Annotated in this window: 23 protein-coding genes and 3 pseudogenes; 15 read left to right on the plus strand and 11 right to left on the minus strand. The window is 68.4% G+C overall.

Translation table 11 applies throughout. The annotated features are described in order from the left end of the window. Positions 1-16: 16 nt before the first annotated feature. Together SY91_RS35625 and SY91_RS29255 are read right to left on the minus strand one after the other, a co-directional pair. Positions 17-1,341: pseudogene (locus SY91_RS35625) on the minus strand (FUSC family protein); the annotation flags it as partial. A 14-nt stretch (positions 1,342-1,355) separates the two neighbouring features. After that, the gene (locus SY91_RS29255; RefSeq protein ID WP_185920891.1) at positions 1,356-2,933 is read right to left on the minus strand and encodes an efflux transporter outer membrane subunit; all 1,578 of its coding nucleotides are present in this window, start codon (positions 2,931-2,933) and stop codon (positions 1,356-1,358) included. A 157-nt stretch (positions 2,934-3,090) separates the two neighbouring features. Here SY91_RS29255 and SY91_RS29260 point away from each other — a divergent pair, with 157 nt between their 5' ends. Further along, positions 3,091-4,032 carry a LysR family transcriptional regulator gene (locus SY91_RS29260; protein WP_006485634.1) on the plus strand — a complete coding sequence of 314 codons (942 nt, stop codon included), beginning with the start codon at positions 3,091-3,093 and terminating at the stop codon, positions 4,030-4,032. 117 nt (positions 4,033-4,149) lie between these two features. Beyond that, positions 4,150-4,302 (plus strand): hypothetical protein, encoded by a 153-nt coding sequence (locus tag SY91_RS29265; RefSeq protein ID WP_006476208.1) that lies wholly within the window; start codon positions 4,150-4,152, stop codon positions 4,300-4,302. A 58-nt stretch (positions 4,303-4,360) separates the two neighbouring features. Here SY91_RS29265 and SY91_RS29270 read toward each other — a convergent pair. The 3 genes and pseudogenes from SY91_RS29270 to SY91_RS29280 form a co-directional block, all read right to left on the minus strand. Beyond that, positions 4,361-5,125, minus strand: a pseudogene (locus SY91_RS29270) (metallophosphoesterase); the annotation flags it as partial. Beyond that, positions 5,116-6,351 (minus strand): annotated as a pseudogene (locus SY91_RS29275) (HipA domain-containing protein); the annotation flags it as partial. The pseudogenes SY91_RS29270 and SY91_RS29275, both read right to left, overlap by 10 nt. Continuing rightward, positions 6,341-6,625, minus strand: coding sequence for a multiprotein-bridging factor 1 family protein (locus tag SY91_RS29280; protein ID WP_011545460.1), 285 nt, complete (start codon positions 6,623-6,625; stop codon positions 6,341-6,343). The gene SY91_RS29280 and the pseudogene SY91_RS29275, both read right to left, overlap by 11 nt. Positions 6,626-7,132: 507 nt before the next feature. On the opposite strand from SY91_RS29280, the gene SY91_RS29285 reads away from it, so the two are divergent. From SY91_RS29285 to SY91_RS29300, 4 genes are all read left to right on the plus strand, one after another. Then, entirely contained in the window at positions 7,133-7,843 is a 711-nt protein-coding gene (locus SY91_RS29285; RefSeq protein ID WP_023476603.1) for an MgtC/SapB family protein, read from the plus strand. 71 nt (positions 7,844-7,914) lie between these two features. Continuing rightward, positions 7,915-8,340, plus strand: a complete 426-nt coding sequence (locus tag SY91_RS29290) for a CBS domain-containing protein (protein ID WP_023476604.1) — start codon at positions 7,915-7,917, stop codon at positions 8,338-8,340. 5 nt (positions 8,341-8,345) lie between these two features. Next, positions 8,346-8,639 (plus strand): DUF2934 domain-containing protein, encoded by a 294-nt coding sequence (locus SY91_RS29295; protein ID WP_034175486.1) that lies wholly within the window; start codon positions 8,346-8,348, stop codon positions 8,637-8,639. A 36-nt stretch (positions 8,640-8,675) separates the two neighbouring features. Beyond that, entirely contained in the window at positions 8,676-8,840 is a 165-nt protein-coding gene (locus tag SY91_RS29300) for a zinc ribbon-containing protein (RefSeq protein WP_023476606.1), read from the plus strand. A gap of 78 nt (positions 8,841-8,918) precedes the next feature. On the opposite strand, the gene SY91_RS29305 is transcribed toward SY91_RS29300, so the two are convergent. Further along, the gene (locus tag SY91_RS29305) at positions 8,919-9,065 is read right to left on the minus strand and encodes a hypothetical protein (protein WP_023476607.1); all 147 of its coding nucleotides are present in this window, start codon (positions 9,063-9,065) and stop codon (positions 8,919-8,921) included. A gap of 185 nt (positions 9,066-9,250) precedes the next feature. Between SY91_RS29305 and SY91_RS29310 the strand changes: the two genes are divergently transcribed. From SY91_RS29310 to SY91_RS29340, 7 genes are all read left to right on the plus strand, one after another. Next, complete coding sequence (locus SY91_RS29310; protein WP_260632512.1) at positions 9,251-9,631, plus strand: hypothetical protein; 381 nt, start codon at positions 9,251-9,253, stop codon at positions 9,629-9,631. 72 nt (positions 9,632-9,703) lie between these two features. Then, positions 9,704-10,711 carry an SDR family oxidoreductase gene (locus SY91_RS29315; RefSeq protein WP_023476608.1) on the plus strand — a complete coding sequence of 336 codons (1,008 nt, stop codon included), beginning with the start codon at positions 9,704-9,706 and terminating at the stop codon, positions 10,709-10,711. A 210-nt stretch (positions 10,712-10,921) separates the two neighbouring features. Further along, a complete protein-coding gene (locus SY91_RS29320) occupies positions 10,922-11,848 on the plus strand; it encodes a TauD/TfdA dioxygenase family protein (protein WP_043887732.1) in 927 nt (308 codons plus the stop codon). A 48-nt stretch (positions 11,849-11,896) separates the two neighbouring features. Then, positions 11,897-12,928, plus strand: a complete 1,032-nt coding sequence (locus SY91_RS29325; RefSeq protein ID WP_011545454.1) for an ABC transporter substrate-binding protein — start codon at positions 11,897-11,899, stop codon at positions 12,926-12,928. A 67-nt stretch (positions 12,929-12,995) separates the two neighbouring features. After that, positions 12,996-14,003 carry an ABC transporter ATP-binding protein gene (locus SY91_RS29330; protein ID WP_023476611.1) on the plus strand — a complete coding sequence of 336 codons (1,008 nt, stop codon included), beginning with the start codon at positions 12,996-12,998 and terminating at the stop codon, positions 14,001-14,003. Further along, entirely contained in the window at positions 14,000-14,887 is an 888-nt protein-coding gene (locus SY91_RS29335; RefSeq protein ID WP_023476612.1) for an ABC transporter permease, read from the plus strand. The genes SY91_RS29330 and SY91_RS29335 overlap by 4 nt, the downstream gene beginning before the upstream one ends. A gap of 159 nt (positions 14,888-15,046) precedes the next feature. Further along, on the plus strand, positions 15,047-16,264 hold the full coding sequence (locus tag SY91_RS29340) for an acyl-CoA dehydrogenase family protein (RefSeq protein ID WP_023476613.1): 1,218 nt from the start codon (positions 15,047-15,049) through the stop codon (positions 16,262-16,264). Between the two features lie 54 nt (positions 16,265-16,318). On the opposite strand, the gene SY91_RS29345 is transcribed toward SY91_RS29340, so the two are convergent. The 4 genes from SY91_RS29345 to SY91_RS29360 all read right to left on the minus strand — a co-directional run bounded on the left by SY91_RS29345 (position 16,319) and on the right by SY91_RS29360 (position 20,674). Continuing rightward, on the minus strand, positions 16,319-17,506 hold the full coding sequence (locus SY91_RS29345; RefSeq protein ID WP_023476614.1) for an LLM class flavin-dependent oxidoreductase: 1,188 nt from the start codon (positions 17,504-17,506) through the stop codon (positions 16,319-16,321). A 79-nt stretch (positions 17,507-17,585) separates the two neighbouring features. Continuing rightward, complete coding sequence (locus SY91_RS29350; protein WP_043887735.1) at positions 17,586-18,110, minus strand: c-type cytochrome; 525 nt, start codon at positions 18,108-18,110, stop codon at positions 17,586-17,588. Beyond that, positions 18,103-19,359, minus strand: a complete 1,257-nt coding sequence (gene soxC / locus SY91_RS29355) for a sulfite dehydrogenase (protein ID WP_006481260.1) — start codon at positions 19,357-19,359, stop codon at positions 18,103-18,105. Before soxC ends, SY91_RS29350 begins: the two co-directional genes overlap by 8 nt. A gap of 130 nt (positions 19,360-19,489) precedes the next feature. Further along, entirely contained in the window at positions 19,490-20,674 is a 1,185-nt protein-coding gene (locus tag SY91_RS29360) for a porin (RefSeq protein WP_023476617.1), read from the minus strand. Positions 20,675-21,165: 491 nt separating this feature from the next. On the opposite strand from SY91_RS29360, the gene SY91_RS29365 reads away from it, so the two are divergent. Both SY91_RS29365 and SY91_RS29370 read left to right on the plus strand, forming a co-directional pair. Further along, positions 21,166-21,510, plus strand: coding sequence for a DUF3088 domain-containing protein (locus SY91_RS29365; protein WP_006481258.1), 345 nt, complete (start codon positions 21,166-21,168; stop codon positions 21,508-21,510). Between the two features lie 45 nt (positions 21,511-21,555). Next, complete coding sequence (locus SY91_RS29370) at positions 21,556-22,545, plus strand: ABC transporter substrate-binding protein (protein ID WP_023476618.1); 990 nt, start codon at positions 21,556-21,558, stop codon at positions 22,543-22,545. A gap of 58 nt (positions 22,546-22,603) precedes the next feature. Here SY91_RS29370 and SY91_RS29375 read toward each other — a convergent pair whose 3' ends face one another. Continuing rightward, on the minus strand, positions 22,604-23,731 hold the full coding sequence (locus SY91_RS29375; protein WP_260448358.1) for a hypothetical protein: 1,128 nt from the start codon (positions 23,729-23,731) through the stop codon (positions 22,604-22,606). Positions 23,732-23,877 lie beyond the last annotated feature (146 nt).

The following is a 23,877-nucleotide window of genomic DNA, read 5'->3' on the forward strand; positions in this document are numbered from 1 at the left end:
TGCGCGGACATCGCGGTGGGCGCGGCGTCGACGACGCGAGCGCGCAGGTGGCCGCCGCCGTCAGTGTCATCGTCACGCCGCTCGGCCACGCGGTCTCGATCCAGAACCAGCCGAGCACGAGGATCACGGTCGCGGTGCGAATCGCCGCGATCACCATCGCCGTTGCATTGGTGCGCGGCTCGTAGCGCTCGATCCAGCGTTCGCGTTCGTGCGTCGCGCTCGACAGCGACGCGTAGGTGGCCGCGTATTCGTGCAGGTCGGTGATGAAGCGGTACAGCAGTTCGGCGGCCGTATCGAAGTCGAGCAGCGGAAAGTCCGGCTGCGTTTCGAGCGCCGCGCGCGTCGCGCGGATGCGGCGCGGCAGCGCGTCGCGCCACGCGAGCAGTTGCGTGGCCGCGTGGCCGGCATCGGCCGACGTGCGCACCGGTTCGCCGGCCGGCGTCAGCAGCAGCGGGGCGATCTCGCGAAAGTACGGCTCGATCGCGTCGATCGCGGCCTGCGCGCCGGCCGCATGCAGCCGGTTCATCAACTGGTGCAGCGCATGGAAGCGGCTCGACGCGCTCATGAACTCGCTGTTCAGCCGCGCAAGGCGGCCGCTGCGCATCCGCGTGTCCGGGTCCTCGAACACGGCCATGCTGCGCGCGGCCTCGAACCCGACCACGTCGGCGACGAAGCGCGTGTGAATGGTTTCGATATGCGCGCGTCGAGCTGGCCCGACAGCGCCGCCGCGACGTAGTCGACGAAGCTGCCGAAGCGCTTGCGTACTGTCGTGCGCATCTGCTCGCCGGTGGTCCGCGGAAACACGAGGGCGCTGACCACGCCGGCCGACACGATCCCGACCATGATTTCGGCCACGCGCGTCATCGCGCTCATGAACGCACCGTCCGGGTGTTGCGACGCGGGCAGCCCGATCAGCGCGGTCGTGTAGCCGGCCAGCAGGAAGCCGTAGCTGCGGAAGTTGCGGTTGCGCGCGGCGCCGGCCGTGCACAGGGCGACCCACAGCGCGACCGCCAGCAGGAACAGCTGCGGCTGCTGCGGGAACAGCCCGACGAAGGTGAGCGTCGCGATCAATCCGAAGATCGTGCCGGCGACGCGATAGAAGCTTTTCGCGAGCACCGCGCCGCTTTGCGGCTGCATCACGATGAACACCGTCGTCATCGCTGTTTTCGGCGCGGGCAGGTCGAGCCGCATCGACACGCCGGTCGCGATGAACGCGGCGAGCAGCGCCTTGAACAGATAGAGCCACGCGGCGCCGTCGGTGCGGGCCCAGTCGCCGAATGCGGCATACCAGGCCGCGAACGGGCCGCCGGCGGGCGTTGAAGCGGGGGAGGAGGCTGACATGGCGACGCTCCGCGTTACCGTGCGGCCGGCACGCCGGACGCGCCGGTGGTAGCGACTTCCGCGGGCCGGGCGACGGCTGCCGCGGGCTTCGTGCCCGATGCGGCGGCGGGCGCGGCAACCGCGGCGGCAGCTTCGTCCTTCGGCACGTCGCTGCCCGTCTCGACTCCACCTCCGAGCGCGGCCATCAGCTGCGCGTGCGCGGCGAGGCGTTCCGCGTCGATGCGGGCGGCCGTCTCCTGCGCGCGCAGCAGTTGCTGCTGCGCGACCAGCACGTTCACGTAATCGGTCAGCCCGCGGCGGAAGCCTTCGCGCGACAGTTGATAGCTGCGATTGTTGGCCGCCACCGAGCGCGCGGCGTCCTTCTTCTGCGTATCGAGCGAGCGGATTCGCACGACCTGGTCGGCGATGTCCTTGAGCGCGCCGACGATCGTCTGGTTGTAGCGCTCGACCGCCTGGTCGTAGCCGGCGTTCGCGGCGCCGAGCTGCGCCCGCAGCCGACCGCCTTCGAAGATCGGCAGCGACAGCGCGGGGCCGGCCGTCCAGCCGCCGTTCATCGCGCGCAGGAAGTCGGTGAACGGCGCGGTCACGCCGAAGCCGCCGACCGTCGCGAGCAGGTCGATGTTCGGGTAGAACGACGCCTTCGCGACGTCGATGCCGCGCGCCTGCGCGTCGACCGTCCAGCGCGCCGCGACGACGTCGGGGCGGCGGCCGAGCAGGTCGGCCGGCATCGCCGACGGCAGGCCGGCCGGCGCATCGAGCGCAAGCTGCGGCCGCTTGATGGTGTCGCCGGCGCCGGGGCCCTTGCCGGCCAGTGCGGCGAGCTGGTGGCGCGCGAGCTGGATCGCCTCTTCGTAGCTGTCGATCTGGCGCTCGTAGTCCGGCAGCGTCGATTCCGCCTGGCTCACGTCGAGCTGCGTGCCGAGGCCGGCCTGCAGCCGCTTGCGCGCGAGATCGGCGAGCGAGCGCTGGCGTTCGAACGTCTCGTGCGCGAGGTCCAGCAGCGCGTAGTTCATCGACATGCCGACATACGCGCGCACCACGTTGACTTCGAGTTCGAGCTTCGCCGCGCGCGCGTCGGCGGCGGTCGCATGCGCGGTGTCGAGCGCCCGCTCGGTCGCGTTCTTGTCCTTGCCCCACAGATCGAGGTGGTACGACAGGCCGAGCGAGCCGGTATTGTTCCAGGTATCGGCGTTCGCGAGCGGCCCCGGGCCGTAGTACACGTTGTCCGGCCAGTGCTGGCGCATCAGCGACAGGTTGCCGTTGATCTGCGGCAGTTCGGCCGAGCGGGCGACGCGCGCCATCGCCTGCGCTTCGCGCACGCGGGCCTCGGCGGCCGCGAGGGTCGGGTTGCCGGCCTGGGCGGCGGCGATCCATGCATCGAGCTGCGGATCGCGGTACGCGCGCCACCAGTCGGCGGCGGGCCAGCCCGCGTCTCGGTCGGCCGCGCGGATGGCCGCGCCGGCGTCGAGTGCGTCCGCTTCGATGCGAGTGGACTGGGTTGTGTTGTCGCCCATGCTCGCGCAACCGGCCATTATTAATGAGACTGCAAGAACCGCCAGTGCGAGCGTCCCTTTTGTCGCCGGAGACTGCACGATTTTCTCCCTTTCGGATATAGATGAGTCGGAGGCGATTATATTTTTCAGTGATTCCTGAATAAACGGACAACGGTGCAAGTCATTTTTACGAATCCTGAGATAATATTTGTTGGACCCTGTGCAACAATCCCTCCGGATTCAAACGGGTAATGGGATGGATACGCTACAAAACATGCGGGTATTCGTCCGCGTGGTGGACGCGGGAAGCTTTACCGCGGCCGCCCAGCAGATGAATTCGACCACCGCCTACGCGTCGCGCGCGGTCTCGGATCTCGAGGCCCACCTGCGCACGCGTCTCCTGAACCGCACGACGCGCCGGATCGCGCTGACCGAGGCGGGCGAGCGCTATCTGCAGCGCTGCGAACAGATCCTCGCTTACGTCGACCAGGCCGAAGCCGAGGCGGGCGACGCGCACGCGCGTCCGTCCGGCAAGCTGAAGGTCCATTGCTTCACGAGCCTCGGCCAGCACTATCTGGTGCCGGCCATTGCGCGCTATCGCGAGCGCTATCCGGACGTGCACGTCGAGCTGACGCTCGCGCAGCGGATGCCCGACCTGCTCGACGAGGGCTACGACGTCGCGATCGTCGTCGGCCGCGATCTGCCCGATTCGGGGCTCGTGTCGCAGCGGCTCGGCGAGAGCTACAGCGTCGTGTGCGCATCGCCGGGCTATGTCGAGTCGCACGGCGTGCCGCAGCGGCCGGCCGATCTCGCGCAGCACGTGTGCCTCGGGATGGTCGCGCCGGGCTTTCACTTCGACGAGTGGGCGCTGGCGGGGCCGAACGGCGACGAGGTCGTGCCGATCACGGCGCCGCCGTTCCGCGTGAACGTCGCGGAGGCGCTCGCGGTGGCCGTGCGGGAGGGGATGGGGGTCGGCGGGCTGCCGCTCTATTCGGCGATCGGCTGGCTGCGCAGCGGGCACATCGTGCGCGTGATGCCCGAGTACCGGTCGCACGTGATGAACATCTATGCGCTGTATCCGTCGCGCCAGTACCTCGACGCCAAAATCCGGACCTGGGTCGATTTCCTGCGCGAAGAGCTGCCGCTCACGCTCGAAGCCGACGAAGCGGCGCTCGAACAGTACACGCGTGCGACATGACCGCGCGGTCGGCCGCCATCTGACGAGATTTGTCCTTCACGCAACATTTTTTTACGAACGTGTGTCAGACAGTTTGATACTGTTGGAATTAACGAGATACACCACACCGGAGTAGCGATGGATACGCACCTGATGATCGGCCTTGGCGTCTTGCTGGGCGCGGCTGCCGCCGCGGCGGCGACCCGCGACCTGCTGCGTGCGATGAAGGCGAAGGCGCAGATGAAGCCCGTGCCGGTCCGCGTGCGCGAGCCGCGCCGCCCCGGCCGCTGATCCTGCCGTCACGCTTCAGACGGGCAACGCCGCGCCACGCGGCTGCCCGGGCCGGCGCTCAGCCGAGCTCGACGACCTTGTCCCACGCGAACGCGGGGTTTTCCCATTCGCCGGTGCGCCGGTGAAGGTAGCCGCGCGGATTGCACACCACGCGCGTGCCGCCGTCCGCCACGTAGTCGAATGACGTATGCGTGTGGCCGTGCAGCCACAGATCCACCGGCGGCCGCACCAGTTCCGCCATGTCCGTGACGAACCCCGCCGACGCCAGATCCTCCGCATAGCGTTCCGCCAGCGAGCGCCGGTGCGGCGCATGATGGGTGACGACGATCGTCTTGCCCGCGAACGGCGCCGCCAGCTGCGTTTCCAGCCATGCACGGCCGCGCCGGTGCAGCGCGATCGCGTCGGCCGGCGCGAAATCCCGTTCCGACACGCCCGCTGCCGCATGCAGGGCCGCATCGTGCGGCCACGTCACCTGGATCAGTCCCTTGAAATCGAGCATCACGCGCAGCGCGGCGTCGATCGTGCGCGCGACGCTGGCTTCGTCCCCGCCGAACAGCGAAAAATCCGCCCAGAGCGTCGTGCCCAGCACGCGAAAGCGTTGGGCGGGATCGACGTAGACGCCGTTGTTCAGGTAATGCACGTTGTCGAGCGCATGCGCCGCGTCGCGCATCGCCGTTTCCAGCGCGCCGAATTCCCCGTCGTAGTACTCGTGGTTGCCCGGCACGTAGACCACCGGCACCGCCGGGTCGAACGTCTCGGCGGCCCAGCGCAGGCCTTCCGCGTGATTGTGGATGTCGCCGGCCAGCACGACGAGATCCGCATTTCCCCGGCGTCCGGATGCGCGATGTTTCGCACTTCATCGAGCGTCTGCTCGACGTGACGATCGAGCGGCTCGAGAAAGCGCTGCAGTTCACTGGCGGCCGCTTTCTCCCTGAGCCCGAGCGCCTGACCGAACGCGACCAGCGCATTCGCGTCGATATCGGCCCGCGTCGCATGCCCGAGCGGCATCGTCAGCTCGCAGTGCGGCCAGTGATCGCCGCGATGGTCGGGCCGGTGCGTCGGCGTGTGATACACGACCGTGCTGACGATGTCGTAGAACGGCGCGAGCCGGTAGCCGCGCGCGTCGACGAAGAACGACAGGTTCTTCAGGTGCGCGTCGGCATTGCCGACCACCACGTTGAACACAGTCCAGCGGAACACCGACAGGCGTGTCAGTGCGCGCGTGCTGGTGCGGTCGATCGCGCGGGCGAGCTCCTGCGCATTCGCCCGCTGGTACTTGAAACCGCGGTCGTAGTTGAGCAACTGCATCGCGTCGATCGTATGCACGCGCCCGGCCGGTTCGGACGCGATGTCGCGGTCGAACCGGTCGATCACGTAGCAGGCGGACGGCGCGCGCAGGAAATGCACGTCCGGCACGTCGAGCCCCATCTTCTTCGCGAGCTGCATGCAGAAGAACTCGTTGATCGCCGAATGCGGATAGCCGGCCGCGCGCATGTCGGGTTTGAGCAGGTGCATCGACGGTTCGCTGCCGACCGGCTCGAACAGCGCGTAGTCGGGCGCATCGCCGCGCAACACCAGCAGCAGCTTCTGCTGCGCGCCGGCCGCCGACATGCGCTTGGGCGCGGTGGCGGTCAGCGCGCGCTCGGGCATCGCCAGGATCCGGCGCTCGAGTTCGTCGAGCGACAGCGGCTGCAGGCCGCCGGGCGTTTCCTGCTCGCCATCGGCCAGCAGCGTCAGCGCGCCGGCCGATTCGCGGCCGAAGTATGCGAGCAGGCCCCACGCGTCGGCCGCATCGACCTTCGCCTCGCGCGCGAGCGACGTGCGCATGCCCTCCTCGGGCAGCAGGTTGTCGAAGAACCACTGGACCGGGCGATCGGTCGATGTGTCGGTGAACACGCCCGCGCGCAGCGGAAACGCCGGCGACAGCGGATATGCGACGGGTGACGCGAGCCATTGCGGGTCGTACGCGAACGACCAGATCCCCTTGTCGTCTGTCAGCGTGCCCATGCGCACGCCGTTCGCGGATGCGATCAGCGTTCTAGCCGCCATGGCTGCTCCTGCGGCGTTGCGCGGCCTTCAGCGCGGTGGCTTCGGAGATCTCGATCGACGACTCGGCATACAGCCGCACGCCCAGTTCGCCCAGCAGCAGCATGACCTTGCCAATTTGCGCGGTTGGCTTGCCGGCTTCCACCTGGCTGATGAATTTCGGCGACAGCCCGGTCGCGTTCGCGAGTTCGTCCCGGGTGAACCCCTGCTGGATTCGCGCGGCGCGAATGAAGTGGGCGAGCGCGCCGATCGTGTCGACGGATTGGGACTCCGACATGACGTTCTCCGTGCTTCGTATCTGATCGGGAACAGTATTGCATACCTCATCGGATTCGGCAGCAATTCGTATTCGTACGGGAACGAACGGCGGAACCCGCCAGCTGCATCTTTATTTCGTTCCCGATCGGGAACGGATCGCCGAGAAAGGCATGCTGTGACGATGTCCGTATCCGGTCGGATACGGAGAAGGCGGAGACCGTGGCACCTTTGCACGCGCCCCCCGGCCGCGCCGACGACGGCGCCCGCTGGATGTCCGCCTCGGCAGTCAGTCCGCGGCCGTTCCACGCGCCGAGCGACGATCCTCGATCGTTCGCGAACAGATTCGGCCCGAACCTTTCGCCACCGCGGCACGCTGTCCGCGGAACGCCTCTTTCTACAATTTCCCCCGACACGCTACACGCGCCGTCGCACCCGGAAAGCAGGCCCGATCCTTGCGGCCGGCAAGCGTCGTCGGCGGCGTTCGCGCCCCGACACATGACACATGACGATTTGCGCGGGAGGGCGTATGGAACCGATGCCGGTCGTACTGCAGTGGCACGACGTGCTCGCCAGGATCGCGCTGGCGCTGGTCGCGGGCGGGCTGATCGGCGTCGACCGCAGCGAATCCGGCAAGACGGCCGGCCTGCGCACGACGATCCTCGTCTGTCTCGCCGCATGCCTGTCGATGCTGCAGGTCAATGCGCTGCTGCTGCAGGCGGGCAAACCGGAGGGCGCGTTCTCGGTGCTCGACCTGATGCGGCTGCCGCTCGGCATCCTGACCGGGATGGGCTTCATCGGCGGCGGCGCGATCCTGCATCGCGACGGCCTCGTGTCGGGCGTCACCACGGCCGCGACGCTATGGTTCGTGACGGTCATCGGGCTGTGCAGCGGCGGCGGCCAGTTGTCGCTCGGCGTGCTCGGGCTGGCGCTCGCGCTGCTGGTCGTCTGGCCGCTGCGGTTCGTCGAGCGACGCTTGCGGGGTGTCAGGACCGCCCTGGTCACGGTCGAATATCCGCTGGGCTCGGCTGCGCGCGAGCAACTGGCCGCGAAGCTGCGCGATGCGGGTTTCACCTGCCGGACGAAAAGCTTTTGCGAAACGGCCGCCCGGGCGGTGCGCGAGGAAGAACTGTTCGTGCAGTGGCGCGAAGCGATCGGCGCCGACGTGATGCTGCAGCAACTGATGCGGATCGTCGAATCGGCCGGCCTGACGTCGGTCCGCTGCTCGACGGAGAACTGACCGGCCCGACGGCCGGAACGCGCGATGCTCGTGCAGCAAGCCGCCGTGGGCGGTTGATCAAGGAGCGAAACATGACATGTGTATCGGAAGTAATGACACGCGACGCCGCGACCATCGGCCCGACGCAGAGCCTGCGCGAGGCGGCCCGGTTGATGAGCGACCTGAACGTCGGTGCGCTGCCCGTATGCGACGGCACGCGCCTGATCGGCATGCTGACGGACCGCGACATCGTCGTGCGTGCGGTGTCGATGGGCGTGCCGCCGGACGAGGCGGTCGAAGGTGTCGTCAGCGGGCCCGCGAACTGGTGTTACGAGGACGACGACATTTCGGTGGTGCAAAAGAAGATGGAGGACGCGCAGATCCGCCGCGTGCCGGTGGTCGACCGGCAGAAGCGGCTGGTCGGCATCGTCGCGCTGGGTGATCTGGCGAGCGCCGCGGATGGCGCGATGTCGTCGACGCTCGGCGCGGTGTCGGCGCCGTCGCGCCCGGATCGGTGATCGCCATGGCAGACACGGAGAACGACATGAACGAAGACAGGGAAACGCAGATCCGCGAGCGCGCGTACCGGCTGTGGCAGGCGGACGGCGCGCCGGACGGCAGGGCCGACGAATACTGGCAGCGTGCCGAGCAGCAACTCGACGCCGAGGGCAGCATCGCAGTGGACGAGCCCGCCGGGCAGACAGAAGAAGTGCCGGCCGATCAGTCCGCGAAGCGGCGCATTCCGGGCGAGCCGCTGCAGGACACCGATGCCATACCGACCGACGAGGTCGCGCACGAAAGGCGGCGCACGCGGTGAAACGCGGTGCGCGGCGAGCCGGCAAGGAGGACGAAGATGACGGCGCACGCAGGAGAAAAGGCGGAAAAGACCGGTGACTTTCGATGCGAGAAATGCCATCGGTCGACGCACGTGCAGGCGGGACACCCGATCCCGAAGTGCCCGCATTGCGGTAACGGCACGTACGGCGAGCGTACGCGCGAGCCGGGCAACAAGCAGTAGGGGCGGCCGGCGCACGTCGCATCGTACGGCGCGACGTGCGCGATCGGGCCGCAGCACGCACTGCGGCGACGCGATCGGCTAACCGTCCTCGCCCACTTCGGTCGGGTCCGGCAAGTCGGGCAGGTCGTCGTGGCGCCCGTCGTCGGGCTCGGGCGGCGGAATATCCGGCGTGTCGGTCATCTCGTCGTCGTTCGGTGTCGCGTTTGTCGTGTGCGTCGCGCTCATGATCGTCCTCCTCGGTGTCGACAGGGCGCCGGCGCGCAGCCGGCATGTCGCTTTCGAGCATCCGGCGTGCCGCGTTGCGTTTCGTATCGGCGCTGCCACTCGCGTTGCGCAGGCTGCGCCGGATGACGCACCGCTTGTAATTTCTTTAGCGGATTCATTCGCTCGCGGTGAGGCGGGGCTGCCCGATGACGGCATGTCGTTTGCTTGAAGCGTTGCGGGCCGCGGCACTGCCCATTGAGGCGCGGTGCGGCGCAACGCAGTCCCCATCCGGACAGGGAGAAATTCATGACCCAGGACAGTCAACGACAGGCCCCGCGTCGCCCGACGCGGCGCACGAGACGGCCGACACGCCCGAGCGGCGCAACCCGACCCGTGGCGGCGAATCGACCGCGCGCCCCGGCCATGCGCCCGGCGGCGGCGAGCTCGATTCGATTCCCGACGATCAGGCGCGCAAGGTGGTGCCGGACGACCCGCGCCAGACCGAGGCGCACGATCCGGCCGGCAAGCCGTGGCCGGACGAGCACGATGCGCCCGACGATTCGGGCAACCGGCCGCGGCCGCTGTAGCGCACCGGAGCGGGGCGCCGGCCGAATCGTCACGCGTCGTTCCGTTCCGCCCTCCACGCACCGGAGTCCATCATGTCATCAGACGAAGTTTCCGAATCGCGCCGCAAATGGGTGCAAGGCACGACGGCCGGACTGGTCGCCAGCGTCGCCCTGCCGACGCTCGCGCAGACGGGCGGCGGCGCGCCCGACGCCGGCGATACGGCGCCGCGCGATCCGCGCACGCTTTATCCGCATGCGCCGTTTCCGCAACAGCAGCAGCCCTGGCCGGGCCTCGCGGGCCGCATGACGCCGCGCCCCGATCACGGCGAGCGCAGTTATCGCGGCAGCGGCCGGCTCGACGGCCGCAAGGCGCTGATCACCGGCGGCGACTCGGGCATCGGCCGCGCGGTGGCGATTGCCTGTGCCCGAGAAGGCGCGGACGTCGCGATCGTCTATCTGCCCGACGAGGAGCCCGATGCGCGCGAAGTCGTGGACCTGATCCGCGGCTCGGGACGCAAGGCGGTGCCGCTGCCGGTCGACATTCGCAGCGAAGACGCGTGCAACGGCCTCGTCGAACGGGCGGTCGCCGCGCTCGGCGGGCTGGACATTCTGGTGAACAACGCGGGTCGCCAGCAGAGCCACGAATCGATCCTCGACATCAGCACCGAGCAGTTCGACTGGACGCTGCGCACCAACCTTTACGCGATGTTCTGGATCACGCGGGCCGCCATTCCACACATGCCGCCCGGTTCGGCGATCGTCAACACGACGTCGGTCAATGCGTACGACCCGTCGGCGAACCTGCTGGACTACGCGATGACGAAAGCGGCGATCGCGAATTTCACGAAGGGGCTCGCGAAGCAGATGGTCAAGCGCGGCATCCGCGTCAACGGCGTCGCGCCGGGGCCGTTCTGGACGCCGTTGCAGGTCAGCGGCGGGCAGACCACGCACAACGTGGAAACGTTCGGCGAACAGGTGCCGATGGGGCGGCCGGGGCAACCGGCCGAGATCGCGTCGATCTACGTCGAACTGCTTTCGTCGCGTTCGAGCTACGTGACCGGGCAGATCTATGGCGCGTCGGGTGGGGCGGGGCAGCCTTAGTCGGCAGCGCGGTGCAGGCCGACGCGGCTGTATGCGGCCGGAGCCACCGTTCATCGACACCGCCTGGGCGATTCCGCCCCCCAAATCGGCGCCGTATGCGCGAGCAGCGATCTTTATCACCGCAGCAGATAAACGTATCCGAATCGCTTCGTTGACGCATGCCGGCACGGCCTCGTAGATTCGCGTTTTGACCGAATCAGGGGCCGTGCCGTGACGACTACCGCCATCCGCGACGCCGCAACGCTTTCCGCCGGGCCTCCCGCCTTGCGGCCGGACGGCGCGGCGCAGCATTTCGACATCGTGCCGTTCGACGCGCCGCTCGGCGCCGAGGTGATCGGCCTGAACCTGTCGCAACCGCTTGGCGCCGACGATTTCGCGCGCATCCATCGCGCGCATCTCGATCACCACGTGCTGGTGTTTCGCGACCAGCGCATCACGCCGGACGAGCACATCGCGTTCAGCCGCCGCTTCGGCCCGCTGCAGATTCACGTGCTGCACCAGTTCGCGCTGGCCGGCCACCCGGAAGTGCTGATCGTGTCGAACATCGTCGAGAACGGCAAACCGGTCGGGCTCGGCGACGCCGGCCATTTCTGGCACTCCGACCTGTCGTACAAGGAAAAACCGAGCCTCGGCTCGCTGCTGCACGCACAGGAGCTGCCGGCGGAAGGCGGCGACACGCTGTTCGCGAACATGCATCTCGCGTGGGACACGCTGCCCGCGCACCTGCGCCGCGCGGTCGAAGGGCGGCGCGCAGAACATACGTATCTCGCGCGCTATGCGGAACTGCAGGCGCGCAGCCCGTGGCGGCCGAACCTGTCGCCCGAGCAGATCGCGCAGGTCGCGGCGGTCGTGCATCCGATCGTGCGCACCCATCCGGAAACCGGCCGCAAGGCGCTGTTCGTCAGCGAGCATTTCACGACGCGTATCGTCGGGCTGCCCGACGACGAAAGCCGCGCGCTGCTCGACGAACTGTTTGCGCACAGCGTGCGCGCCGAGCACCTGTATCGGCACGCATGGCGCGACCACGATCTGGTGTTCTGGGACAACCGTTCGCTGATGCATCTCGCCGCCGGCACGCCCGACCATCTGCGCCGCAAGCTGTACCGCACGACGATCGAAGGCGACGCGCCGTTCTGAGCCGCGCGCCGCGTCATTCATTTCTGCTTCTTCCTGACCGGAGTTCCGATGTCGTTTTCGTTCTTGCCGGCGCGTCGTGCGCTGGCGGCCACGCTCACCGCCGCGCTCGCCTTCGCGGGCGCGGTCATTCCGCAAGCCGCGCATGCGGAAGGCCGCATCCGCATCGCCGAGCAGTTCGGCGTCGTCTACCTGATGCTGAACGTCGCGCGCGACCAGCAACTGATCGAGAAGGAAGGGCGCAAGGCCGGCCTCGACATCAAGGTGGACTGGGTGCGGCTGTCGGGCGGCGCGGCCGTGAACGACGCGCTGCTGTCCGGCGCGGTGGACATCGCGGGCGCGGGCGTCGGGCCGCTGTTGACCGTGTGGGACCGCACGCGCGGCCGGCAGAACGTGAAGGGCGTCGCGTCGCTCGGCAATTTTCCGTACTACCTCGTGAGCAGCAACCCGAACGTGAAGACGATCGCCGACCTGAGCGCGAAGGACCGCATCGCGGTGCCGGCGGTCGGCGTGTCGGTGCAGTCGCGCGTGCTGCAGTACGCGGCGGCGAAGCAGTGGGGCGACAAGCAGTTCGACAAACTCGACCCGCTCACGCAGGCGATTCCGCATCCGGACGCGACGGCCGCGATTCTCGCGAACAGCAACGTGATCACCGGCCACTTCGGCAATCCGCCGTTCCAGGAGCAGGAACTTGCCGGCAACCCGAACGCGCACATCGTGCTGAATTCGTATGACGTGCTCGGCGGCCCGAGCTCCGCGACGGTGCTGTACGCGACCGAGAAGTTCCGCGACGACAACCCGAAGACCTACCGCGCGTTCGTCGCCGCGCTGGCCGACGCCGCCCGGCAGATCGCGGCCGATCCTGAGCGCGCGGCCGATACCTATATTCGCGTGAACGGGTCGAAGATCGATCGCGCGCTGCTGCTGAAGATCCTGCGCAATCCGCAGGTGCAGTTCAAGACCGCGCCGCAGAACACGCTGCCGCTCGCGCAGTTCATGCATCGCACCGGCGCGATCCGCAACGAACCGAAGTCGTGGCGCGACTACTTCTTCGACGATCCGGCGACGGCCGGCGGCAGTTGAGCGGCGCCGATGCCGTGACGCCGCGATCGACGCTTATGCGTCGGCGCGGTTTCGATATGTGCAATCGATGGTTGGTCCGCACGACGCCCGGCCGTATGTTGATGCTTTTCCCGCAAGAGATTCGATCGTGAACGCCACTTCTCCCCGAACCTGGTTGCCGCCGTATGCGGCACGCGGCGGCGCGTCGCCGGCCGCGTCCGCCGCATCCGAGGCCGGTGCCGCCGGGCGGCCGGCGGCGCAGGCCGCGCAGGCCGGCGCGCACAGCGCACGCTTGCTCGCCATCGACGCGGTCAGCCTCGAATACCGCAGCGGCGCGCGGATCGTTCGCGCGACGCATCAGGTGAGCTTCGACGTATACGGCAGCGACCGCTTCGTGCTGCTCGGCCCGTCGGGGTGCGGGAAGTCGACGCTGCTGAAGGCGGTCGCCGGCTTCATCGAGCCCGTCTCGGGTTCGATCACGCTCGACGGCCGGCCCGTGCGCGGGCCGGGGCCCGACCGCATCGTCGTGTTCCAGGAGTTCGACCAGTTGCCGCCGTGGAAGACGGTCGTCGAGAACGTCGCGTTTCCGTTGCGCGCCGCCGCGAAGCTGTCGCGCGCCGAAGCACGCGAGCGTGCGCTGCACTATCTCGACAAGGTGGGTCTGAGCACGTTCGCCGACGCCTATCCGCATACGTTGTCGGGCGGCATGAAGCAGCGTGTCGCGATTGCGCGGGCGCTGGCGATGCAGCCGCGCGTGCTGCTGATGGACGAACCGTTCGCGGCGCTCGACGCGCTCACGCGCCGCAAGATGCAGGAGGAACTGCTGCGGCTGTGGGACGAATTCCGCTTCACGCTGCTGTTCGTCACGCACTCGATCGAGGAGGCGCTGGTGGTCGGCAACCGGATTCTGCTGCTGTCGCCGCATCCGGGCCGCGTGCGCGCGGAGCTCAACAGTCACGAGCATTCGCTGGAGAACGTCGATACCGGCGACTTCCGCGACAATGTCGCGCGAATCCACCACCTGCTGTTCGACACCGACGCACCGCATGCACCGCATGCACCGCACGCAGCGACGACGGAGGACGCCGCATCATGAGTACGATCGATCCGGCCGTGCCGCCGCTGCCGCCCGTGCGCGCCGAATACACGCGCACGCTCGACGCGCTGCCCGACGCCGAGCGCGCGGCGCCCGCGCCGCTGCTGCGCCGCATCGCCGGCGCCGCCTGGTTTCGCCGCAGCGTCATCGCGCTCGTGCTGATCGCCGCATGGGAGATCGTCGCGCGCATCGTCGCGAACGATCTGCTCGTCCCGACCTTCGGCGCGACGCTGGCCGCGTTCGTGCAGGGCATCGAGTCGGGCGAACTGCTGGTCAAGACCGGCATCTCGATGTCGGTGCTGCTGCGCGGCTATGCGCTGGGCGTGCTGCTGGCGTTCGCGCTGACGTCGCTGGCGGTATCCACGCGCATCGGCCGCGACCTGCTGACGATGCTCACGTCGATGTTCAATCCGCTGCCGTCGATCGCATTGCTGCCGATCGCGCTGCTGTGGTTCGGGCTCGGCACCGGCAGCCTGCTGTTCGTGCTCGTGCATGCGGTGCTGTGGCCGCTCGCGCTCAGCATCTATACCGGCTTCGTCGGCGTGCCCGCCACGCTGAAAATGGCCGGGCGCAACTACGGGCTCACGGGCCTGCGCCAGATCGCGCTGATCCTCGTGCCGGCCGCGCTGCCGTCGATCCTGTCGGGCCTGCGCGTGGGCTGGGCCTTCGCGTGGCGCACGCTGATCGCGGCCGAGCTCGTGTTCGGCGCGAGCGCGGGGCAGGGCGGGCTCGGCTGGTACATCTTCCAGAACCGCAACGAGCTGTATACCGACCGCGTGTTCGCGGGGCTCGCGGCCGTCATCGTGATCGGGCTGCTGGTCGAGAATCTGGTGTTCGATACGCTCGAACGCGCGACCGTGCGCCGCTGGGGCATTCAGCACTGACGGGGCGGTCCGCGATCAATCCCGGCGCTTGTATATAACGTAAGCTGAAATCGGTTTATCACGCGCGGCGGGGGCGTCCTTATACTCGGCGGATGCGTGTAACGGACGCCGTGTCGCGCGTTGCCTCGCCCCCGATCTCCCCCAACAAGGACCTGCCGAATGACTGCCCGTGATGCCGTCGATCCGCGCGACGCATTGCGCGACGCGCTTGCCGCGCTGCCCGATCTCGCGACCGCGATCGGCGAGGATGCCGCACCCCGCGAGGCGCGTCGCGAACTGCCGTTCGAGGGCTTCGCGCTCTTCCGACGCTCGGCGCTGGGCGCGCTGCGGATCCCGGTCGAACGCGGCGGCCTCGGCGGCACGCTGGTCGACCTGTTCGACACGATCGCGACGCTGGCGGCCGCCGATTCGAATCTCGCGCACGCGCTGCGCATCCACTACGACCAGACCGAGACGCTGCGGCTGTCGCCGCGGACGGCGTTCAACGACGTGCAGCTCCAGCGCGTGCTCGCTGGCGCGATCTTCGGCGGCGCGTCGACCGAGCGCGGCACGTCGCGCCCGGGCGAGAACACGACCGTGCTGCGCCGCGACGGCGACCACTACCGCGTGACGGGCCGCAAATACTATTCGACGGGCACCGCGTTCGCCGATTTCGCGCGCATCAACGTGGAGAACGAGCAGGGCGACGCGCTCGCCGTGATCATTCCGGTGGCGCGCGACGGCCTGCAGGTGCTCGACGACTGGGACGGCATGGGCCAGCGCATGACCGCGAGCGGCAGCCTGTTGCTGAACGACGTGCAGGTGTTCGCGGACGAAGTGGTCCCGCGCGACGGGTCGACGCTCGTCGGCCGTCATTGCGGCGCGCTGCGGCAGCTTCATCTCGTCGCGACGGGCGCCGGCATCGTGCGCAACGTGGTGGCCGATGCGCGCCGCTACGTGCTCGCGCACGGCCGTCCCGCGCTGCACAGCCCGGCGCCGACCGCACGCGACGATCATTTCATCCAGCAGATCGTCGGCGAGCTGTCCGCGCACAGCCATGCGATCGACGCGCTCGTGCGAGAAAACGCGCGCGTGCTCGACCGTTCCGCCGACGCGATCGAAGTGGGCGCCGCCGATGCGGATGCACTCGTACTCGACAGCGCGCTCGCGACGGCGCGCACGCAACTGATCGTCAGCAAGCTCGCGCTGCATGCGGCCGAGCGGCTGTTCGAAGTGGGCGGCGCGTCGGCGACGGCGCGCGAGCACAACTTCGATCGCCACTGGCGCAACCTGCGCACGATCTTCAGCCACAACCCGTTGCTGCACAAGGCGCGCGTGGTCGGCGATTACGTGCTGAACGGCGTGACCACGCACCTCACCGAAGGGCGCGTGTTCTGACGGTGGCCGCCGACGGCGGCTGCTACGCCGTCGTGCCGGGTTTCAGCGCCGGCTTCAACGCCGCAAGCCGGCTTCGCGCAGCAGCGGCAGCACGCGCTCGCCGAAGAAGTCCAGGTCGGGCTTGAAATCGTAGAAACTCAACTGGATGCCGTCGATGCCCGCGCGGTGCAGCCGCACGATGGTATCGGCGACTTCTTCGGGCGACCCGGTGATCGAGATGTTGCCGCCGATCGCGCGCGCGGCGGCCTGCGCACGCTGCTCGAACCCGCCGCGCCACGCGTGCGCGTCGCTGTCGAAGCGATGGAAGCTGCCTTCGTCCGCATGCGCGACGATCGCGTCGCGGTAGGCGCGCGCTTCGGCCGCCGTCTCGCGGCAGATCACGAGCGGATTGAGCAAGGCGCGGATCGTGCGGCCGCGTGCGGCGGCGGCCGCCTTCACGCGGGCGGTATGCGCGGGCAGCGCATCGATCGCGCGTTCGGCGTCCGGGCCAGCCGGGCTCGTGACGAACACGATGTCTGAATAGCGCGCGGCGAATGCGATGCCCGCATCGGAACCCGTCGCGTTGATCAGCAGCGGGCGGCCGTAGCGCGGCTTCGGCGTCACGAATGCGCCACCCAGCCGCCAGCTCGACAGCTCGGGCGTGTAGCTGAAATTGTCCGGTTGCGCCCACAACTGCTGGACCGCATCGAGGAATTCCGCGGCCATCTCGTAGCGCCGGTCGTGTTCGATCCGGTTCCAGCCGAACATCTCGTGCTCGATCGCGCGGTGGCCGGTCACCACGTTGATGCCCCAGCGGCCGCGCGAAATGTGGTCGAGCGTCGCGGTGAACTTCGCGAAATGCAGCGGATGCCATGGCCCGTAGAGCACGTGGCTCGTCGCGACGAGGATGATCCGCTCGGTGCGCGCCGTCAGCGCGGCCAGCGTCATGAACGAATCGAGCGCCTGGCCGTCGAACACGCCGCCGTAGCCGCCTTTCGGCAGCCATTGCGACAGCGCGAACACGAGATCGAAGCCGAGCGCTTCGGCGCGGGCCACGAGATCGGCGTTGTAGTCGAACGTCCAGTCGGTCGAGCGCGGCAGCGTCGATGCGCTCCATCCTCCAGCCTGGATCGGCAGGAACAGCCCGAGCATCAGCGGCTGCGCGAGCGTGCGCGAGACGGGGCTGTCGGGGAATTCCGCCGGCGAACGAACGTCGACGAACGGCGTCGGCGCGAGCGCGGCGGCGAGGGTGGAATCGCTCATCACAGGGTCCTTGCTGAAAGGTGCGACGCGACTCGCGCGACTGCGCGGCCCGATGCGGCGGCAAGTGGCGCGAGACGCGTCATAACTTGCCCGGCCGCGGGTCGGGCACGAAGCCGTCGCGGTTCGGCATCCGCACGCGCGGCAGCGTGCGCGCGTCGAGCCGGGCGTCGCCGGGCACGATGCCGTTCAGGTGGAGGACGTACGCGGTGACCGCATAGACGTCGTCCGCGCTCAGCGATTGCGGGGCGTTGTACGGCATCGCGCGGCGAATGTAGTCGAACAGCGTCGTCGCGTACGGCCAGTAGCTGCCGACCGTCTTTTTGGGCTTCGCGCTGGCGAGCGAGCCGACGCCGCCGACGAGCGGATCGCCGACGCCGCCTTCGCCGCCGGCGCCGTGGCACATCGCGCACTTGTCCGCGAACACGTGGCCGCCGCGGGCGACCGTACCCGCGCCGGGCGGCAGGCCGCTGCCGTCCGGTGCGACGTCGATGTCCCACGCGGCGAGCGCCGCGCGATCGACCGGCTGGCCGAGACCGAAGCCGGCGCCGAACGCGCTCGACGTCATCGCGCAGGCTGCAAGGAGGCAGGCGAGCGGCTTACGCATTGCGCACCTCGCCGTCCGTGCCGACGCGCCAGTTCTGGATGCCGTTGTAGTGATACTGCGAGTTCAGGCCACGCGCGGCGACGAGCGCGTCGCGGGTCGGCTGCACGTAGCCGGTCTCGTCGGTCGCCCGGCTTTGCAGGTCGGCCGGCTCGCCGCGCCACACCCAGTCGGCTTCGAAGCGCGTCAGCGCACGATCGCGTACGTCGCCGGCGAGCCGCGCCGGTCGCCACGTGCGGCCGCCGTCGGTCGACACGTCGACGGCGCGAATCCGGCCGCGGCCCGACCACGCGTAGCCGCTGATCGGGTAGTAGCCGTGCGCGGCGAGCCGATGGCCGGCCGACGGCCGCGTGATGACCGACTTCGCGTCCATCTCGAACACGAACTGGCGCGCGCAGCCATCCGGCAGCAGATTCGTGTATTTCGACGTTTCCTCGCGCGTCATCTCCGGCGCCCGCACCAGCTTCAGCCGCCGCAGCCACTTGATGTTCGTGTTGCCTTCGAAACCCGGCACGATCAGCCGCACCGGGTAGCCGTTCTCCGGGCGCAGCCGTTCGCCGTTCTGCGCATAGACGACCAGCGCGCGCTCGAGAATCCGGTCGAGCGGCAGGCTGCGCGTCATCGCCGCGCCGTCCGCGCCTTCGGCGAGCAGCCAGCGTGCGTCGGCGTCGATGCCTGTCTCGTCGAGCAGCGTCGACAGCCGGACGCCGGTCCATTCGCAGCACGACAGCAACCCGTGCGTGAACTGAACCGGCAGCCCGCTCGGGCCGTTCCATTCGCTGCCCGTGTTGCCCGAGCATTCGAGGAAGTGAATGCGCGATTCGGACGGAAAGCGCAGCAGGTCGTCGAGCGTGAAGACGCGCGGCTCGCGCACCAGGCCGTGCACGACGACGCGATGGCGTTGCGCATCGATGTCCGGCACGCCCGCGTGATGACGCTCATAGACGAGCCCGTTCGGCGTGATGTCGCCGAACAGGTCGGCGAGCGGCGTCATCGACGAGCCGGAACCGGGCAGCGCCGGCGTGCGGGCGCTGCGGCGAATCACGTCGCGCTCGTGCTGCCCCGGCACGCCGTAGGGTGGCGACAGCAGCGGCGCACCGGGCGTGCGCGTCCACGGCGGCACGTCGAGCGGCTCGCTCGCGAGCGCACCGCCGGCGGGCAGCATCGCGGCTGCCCAGCCGCCGGCGAGCTGGCGCAGCGCCGCACGCCGGCCGGAGCGCGGCGCACGGGGAGGAAAACGGGAATCGGTCATGGTCGAATGCGTGTGGCGCGCGGGAGCCGCGCGGACAAACGATCATTCTCGGCAACCGGGCGCGGCACGGCAAACAACGATTCCCGCTTTGCTTATCGTGACGATTGCGCCGCGCCCGACGCGCGTGCCCTCAGAACTTCACGCGCAGCCCGCTGACGAACGCAAGCTGGCGGTTCGTCGACGACGCGCTGCCGATGTTCGAGATCGCCGCGATCTTGCGATAGCCGCCCGACGTCGCGGTGCTCGCATCGCCGGCCGCGAGCTGGTAGATGCCCGACACGTAGATATCGGTGCGCTTCGACAGCGCATAGTCGAACCCGAGCGTGAACTGGTGCCAGCGCGGCTTCAGCGTCTGGCCGCTCGTGCCCGGCAGGCCGCTCGCGCGCCCGTCGGTAAACGTATAGACGCCGATCAGCGTCGTCGCCGGCGTGATCTGGTAGCGCGCGTTCACGTCGTAGTTGTTGAACTTGCGCGACGAGCCGTCGAGATAGTTGAGCTGCGTGTGGCTCCATGCGAAGCCGAGCGTCGCGGGGCCGAGCGCGTAGTTCGCGCCCACCGCGCCGATCTGCTGCTTCAGTACGCCGCCGTTCAGCCCGTAGAAGAATGCGCCGCTGTAGTCGTTGCCGGTGGTCGAGGTCGCGCCGCCCACCGCGCCGCTGGTGTTCGACGCCGCATTCGGATGATTGAACCGCACATAGCCGCCGCCGATCGACAGCGGGCCGTTCACGTAGTTCGCCGATGCGCCCCACGCGTTGTTGTTCGAGAACCCGGTGCCCGTGCCGCCATTGGCCTGGTTGCTGAATGCATAGAGCAGATCGGCCGTGAAGCCGGCGATCGTGTCGCTGCGGAACTTCACCGCGTTGTTCAACCGGAAGCTCTGGTTCAGGTTGTCGTTGTCGCCCACGTGCGTGGCAGGCGACCAGAAACCCGCTCCCGAATACTGCGCGACGAGATCGGTGATCGGCTCGTACTGACGGCCGAACGTCAGCGTGCCGAGGCCTTTCTGGCCGAGGCCCACGTACGCGGACCGGCCGAACAGGCGGCCGCCCTGGCCGAGCCCGCCGTCGCTCGGCCGGAAACCGCTTTCCAGCGTGAAGACCGCCTGCAGGCCGCCGCCGAGATCTTCCGCGCCTTTCAGGCCCCAGCGGCTGCCGCTCAGCTTGCCGCTCGTCTGCTGGATGTTGCTCGCGCCGCCCTGGTTGTTCGTGTACGCGATGCCGGCGTCGACCACGCCGTACAACGTCACCGAACTCTGCGCCTGCGCGCTGACCGAACCGATCGACACCAAACCCAGTACCACCGTTTTTTTGATCATGACCATCCTCTGTTTTTATCAGTACGTTTGCGAGGATCACGATGCTATTGACGACCGACGCGCCGATGAACGGCCGATCCGTGGTTTGTAAATCGCGGCGGGGCCGATTTGCAATGTGCGTTGCCGCCGGCCCGACAGGTGTGTCGCGATCGCGTCCGGCGCGCCTGCTGCGGCGAACGCATCGCGCGGACCGCGAACGTCGCCCGCTGGAAACGACCATGCGCGGTCATATCGATCGATGAAATCATTCGATGTCCGCAATATCCGTCGTTCGCAGGACGATGCGTTTACGCAACGGCCCGCTAGGCGACCACTGGCCGATGCGCTATGCGCGTTCGCATATCGATTCCGCAAAACGTTGGTAGGGCCGAGCGAGGTGCGACGGTAGAGTCTGGCATCCGGCGCTGACCGGGCATGCCTCGGGAACGGCAGGGCGCACGGGTGCGCACGCTTCCCGACTGGATCGATCAACGAGAAAGGAGCCGTTCGACATGAGTCGCGATGTACTGTTTCTGCTGGAACCGGGCTTTGCCGATCCGAAGCATCCGGGCCGGCGCTTCGTCTGTCCGCATGGCTTGCCGATCGAGGGGTTGTTGGCGAGCGCACCGGATCTCGCCGCGCGCCTCGACGTGAAGCGCGTCGGCTTCGAGCGGCCGCGGCCGGCGGTGATCGACGCGCTCGACGACGCCCACCAGGGCCTGCCGGTGCTCGTGCTGGGCCGCGACCAGCCCGCGCCGGACGACGCGCAGACGCTCGGCGACGTGCGCTTCGTCACCGACGCGCGCCGCATCCTCGAACTGCTGGCCGAACGCCACGGTTTCCCGGCGCTGCATTGACGCGGCGGTTTCACTTCCTTCTCATCCGATCGACAGGAGCATCCGATGTCGTCAATGTCGGCGGCACGTCGCCGCCTGCTGCTTGCCGGCGCCGCCATCGCGGCGCACCCATTGGCCGCGTTCGCCGCGCCGGCCGCCGACGCCGATCTGGCCGGCACGACGTTGCGCGTCGCGACCTACAAGGGAGGTTGGCGCGCGCTGTTGCAGGCGGCCGGGCTCGCCGACACGCCGTACCGGATCGACTGGCGCGAACTGAACAACGGCGTGCTGCATATCGAGGCGCTCAATGCGGACGCGCTCGATATCGGTTCGGGTAGCGAAATTCCGGCCGTGTTCGCCGCGCGCCAGAAAGCCAACGTGCGATTCATCTCGCGCGTGCGCGAAGACCTGAACAACCAGGTCACGCTCGCGCGCAAGGACACGTCGATCCGCAGCATCGCGGACCTGAAGGGCAAGCGCGTCGGCTACGTGCGCGCGACGACGTCGCACTATTTCCTGTATCGACAGCTGGCGGAAGCCGGCCTGACCTTCGACGACATCCAGCCGATCAACCTGTCGCCGACCGACGGGCTGTCCGCGTACGATCGCGGCGACATCGATGCGTGGGCGATCTACGGCTACAACGGCCAGCTCGCGCGCAATCGTTACGACGCCCGTGTGCTGAAGACGGGGAAGGGGTATCTGTCGGGCAATTTTCCGGTGTACGCGAATCCGCGCACACTCGACGATGCGCGTCGCCGCGCGGCGACGGGCGATCTGCTGCTGCGGTTTCGACGTGCGTATGCGTGGGCGAACGGGCATTTCCGCGACTATGCGCTCGCGCAGAATCGCGAGACGCGTGTGCCGGTTGCCGATCTCGTCGCGATGTTCGACCAGCGCAGCGAAGACTTCGCGCTGTTGCCGGTGACGCCCGACGTGGTCGCGCAGCACCAGCAGGTCGCGGACGTGTTTGCCCGCATCGGCGTGCTGGACGGGCCGGCCCATGTCGCGCCGTTCTGGGACACGTCGTTCAATTCGGTGGTTGCGGCGGGGTGATGCGATGAAACGGAGGGGGCGCGTGCGGGGTCGCCCGATATGTACCGGTTCGCGTTCGTCAAACGGCGAAAATCCGCCGCTGGTAGTCGAGGATCAGGCGATCGATGTCCTGATCGGCGCGTCGCGGCTGGCTTTTCGGCTCGAGCCAAAGCCACCGCATCATCCGGTAGCGCGCCTCGACGCACATCAGCCATGCGTCCCAGTCCGACCAGTGTCGCAGCAACGGGATGTCGCGAATGTCGCGCAGCCCGTCGCGGATCTCGTACACGTTGAAGTACTTGCCCGCACGCTGGCTCAATTCGTCGAAGGCGCGTGCGGCCTGCTCCGGGTCGGAAAGCAGGAAGTCGTGGATTTCGATGATCACGTGGCTGCCGGAGAGCTGTTCCAGCAGCGCATCGTCGAACAGGTCGAACTCCGCGCCTTCGATATCGCACAGGATGACCCGTCCGGCCGGCTCCCCGCCGTGCTCCGACAGAATCGCGGGCAAGTCGCGATCGGCCTTGCCGAAGACCGCGACGCGGTCCGCCAGCCCCATTTCCGCGGCGCGGTGCTGGATCGCGTGGCGGCGCTGCTCGTCCATCTCGAAACACAGGCTGCGCGCAAAGACGTTGTTCCTGACCAGGCCGATGCCGAAAATCCCGTCGGCGGCGCCGAGGTCGACCAACACCTTCTCCGGCGATCCGAGCGCTTCGAGGATCGCGCAAACGGCGATCTCGTAGGTGCCGAGCAGATAGCCGCCGACCGCGACTTCCGCCCAGTGACTGAAGCCGATCGGAAAACCGCGCAGGATGCCGTACTGGACGATCGAGCCCGTCTGCTCGCGCAGCAACTGCGACAGATAGTGCAGGCGAAGATTCGCGGCCTGGATCGAGCTTTGGCTGAAATACTGCGCGTGGTCCATTTTTATCGTTCTCTCGGGTGAGGAAGCGCGTGGGGAAGGGCGGCGATGGCGGGAGACTTCCGTCGTCATTCCGCCTGGGACCAGAATATAGCGCGTTGTCGGCTCGCTCAGGAAGCCGGCTGCCGGCGCGGTGCCGGCGATACGATGGAAGGGAGCACGGCAGCGTCCGGCCGACCGATTCGCGAATACGCCGGCCACGTTGGAGGCGGCATGCCTGGCAGCATATGGAATGCGTACCCGTCGAGCGCCCCTTCGTCTGTCGGACCGCAAGGACGTACGATCCACCGACCAACCGCCTGCATACGCAGACGATCGGTCGGCACCTTCCCGTCATTCACCCGAACGCCGCATGACTACGGCCGAATCGCTTTTCTCCGAAGCGAAATCCCGCCACGCGGCTTCCGGGATTCGACGCGTTCATACAAACACGG

It is taken from the genome of Burkholderia cenocepacia (genome assembly GCF_014211915.1).
In the GTDB taxonomy this organism is placed as follows: Bacteria; Pseudomonadota; Gammaproteobacteria; order Burkholderiales; family Burkholderiaceae; genus Burkholderia; species Burkholderia orbicola.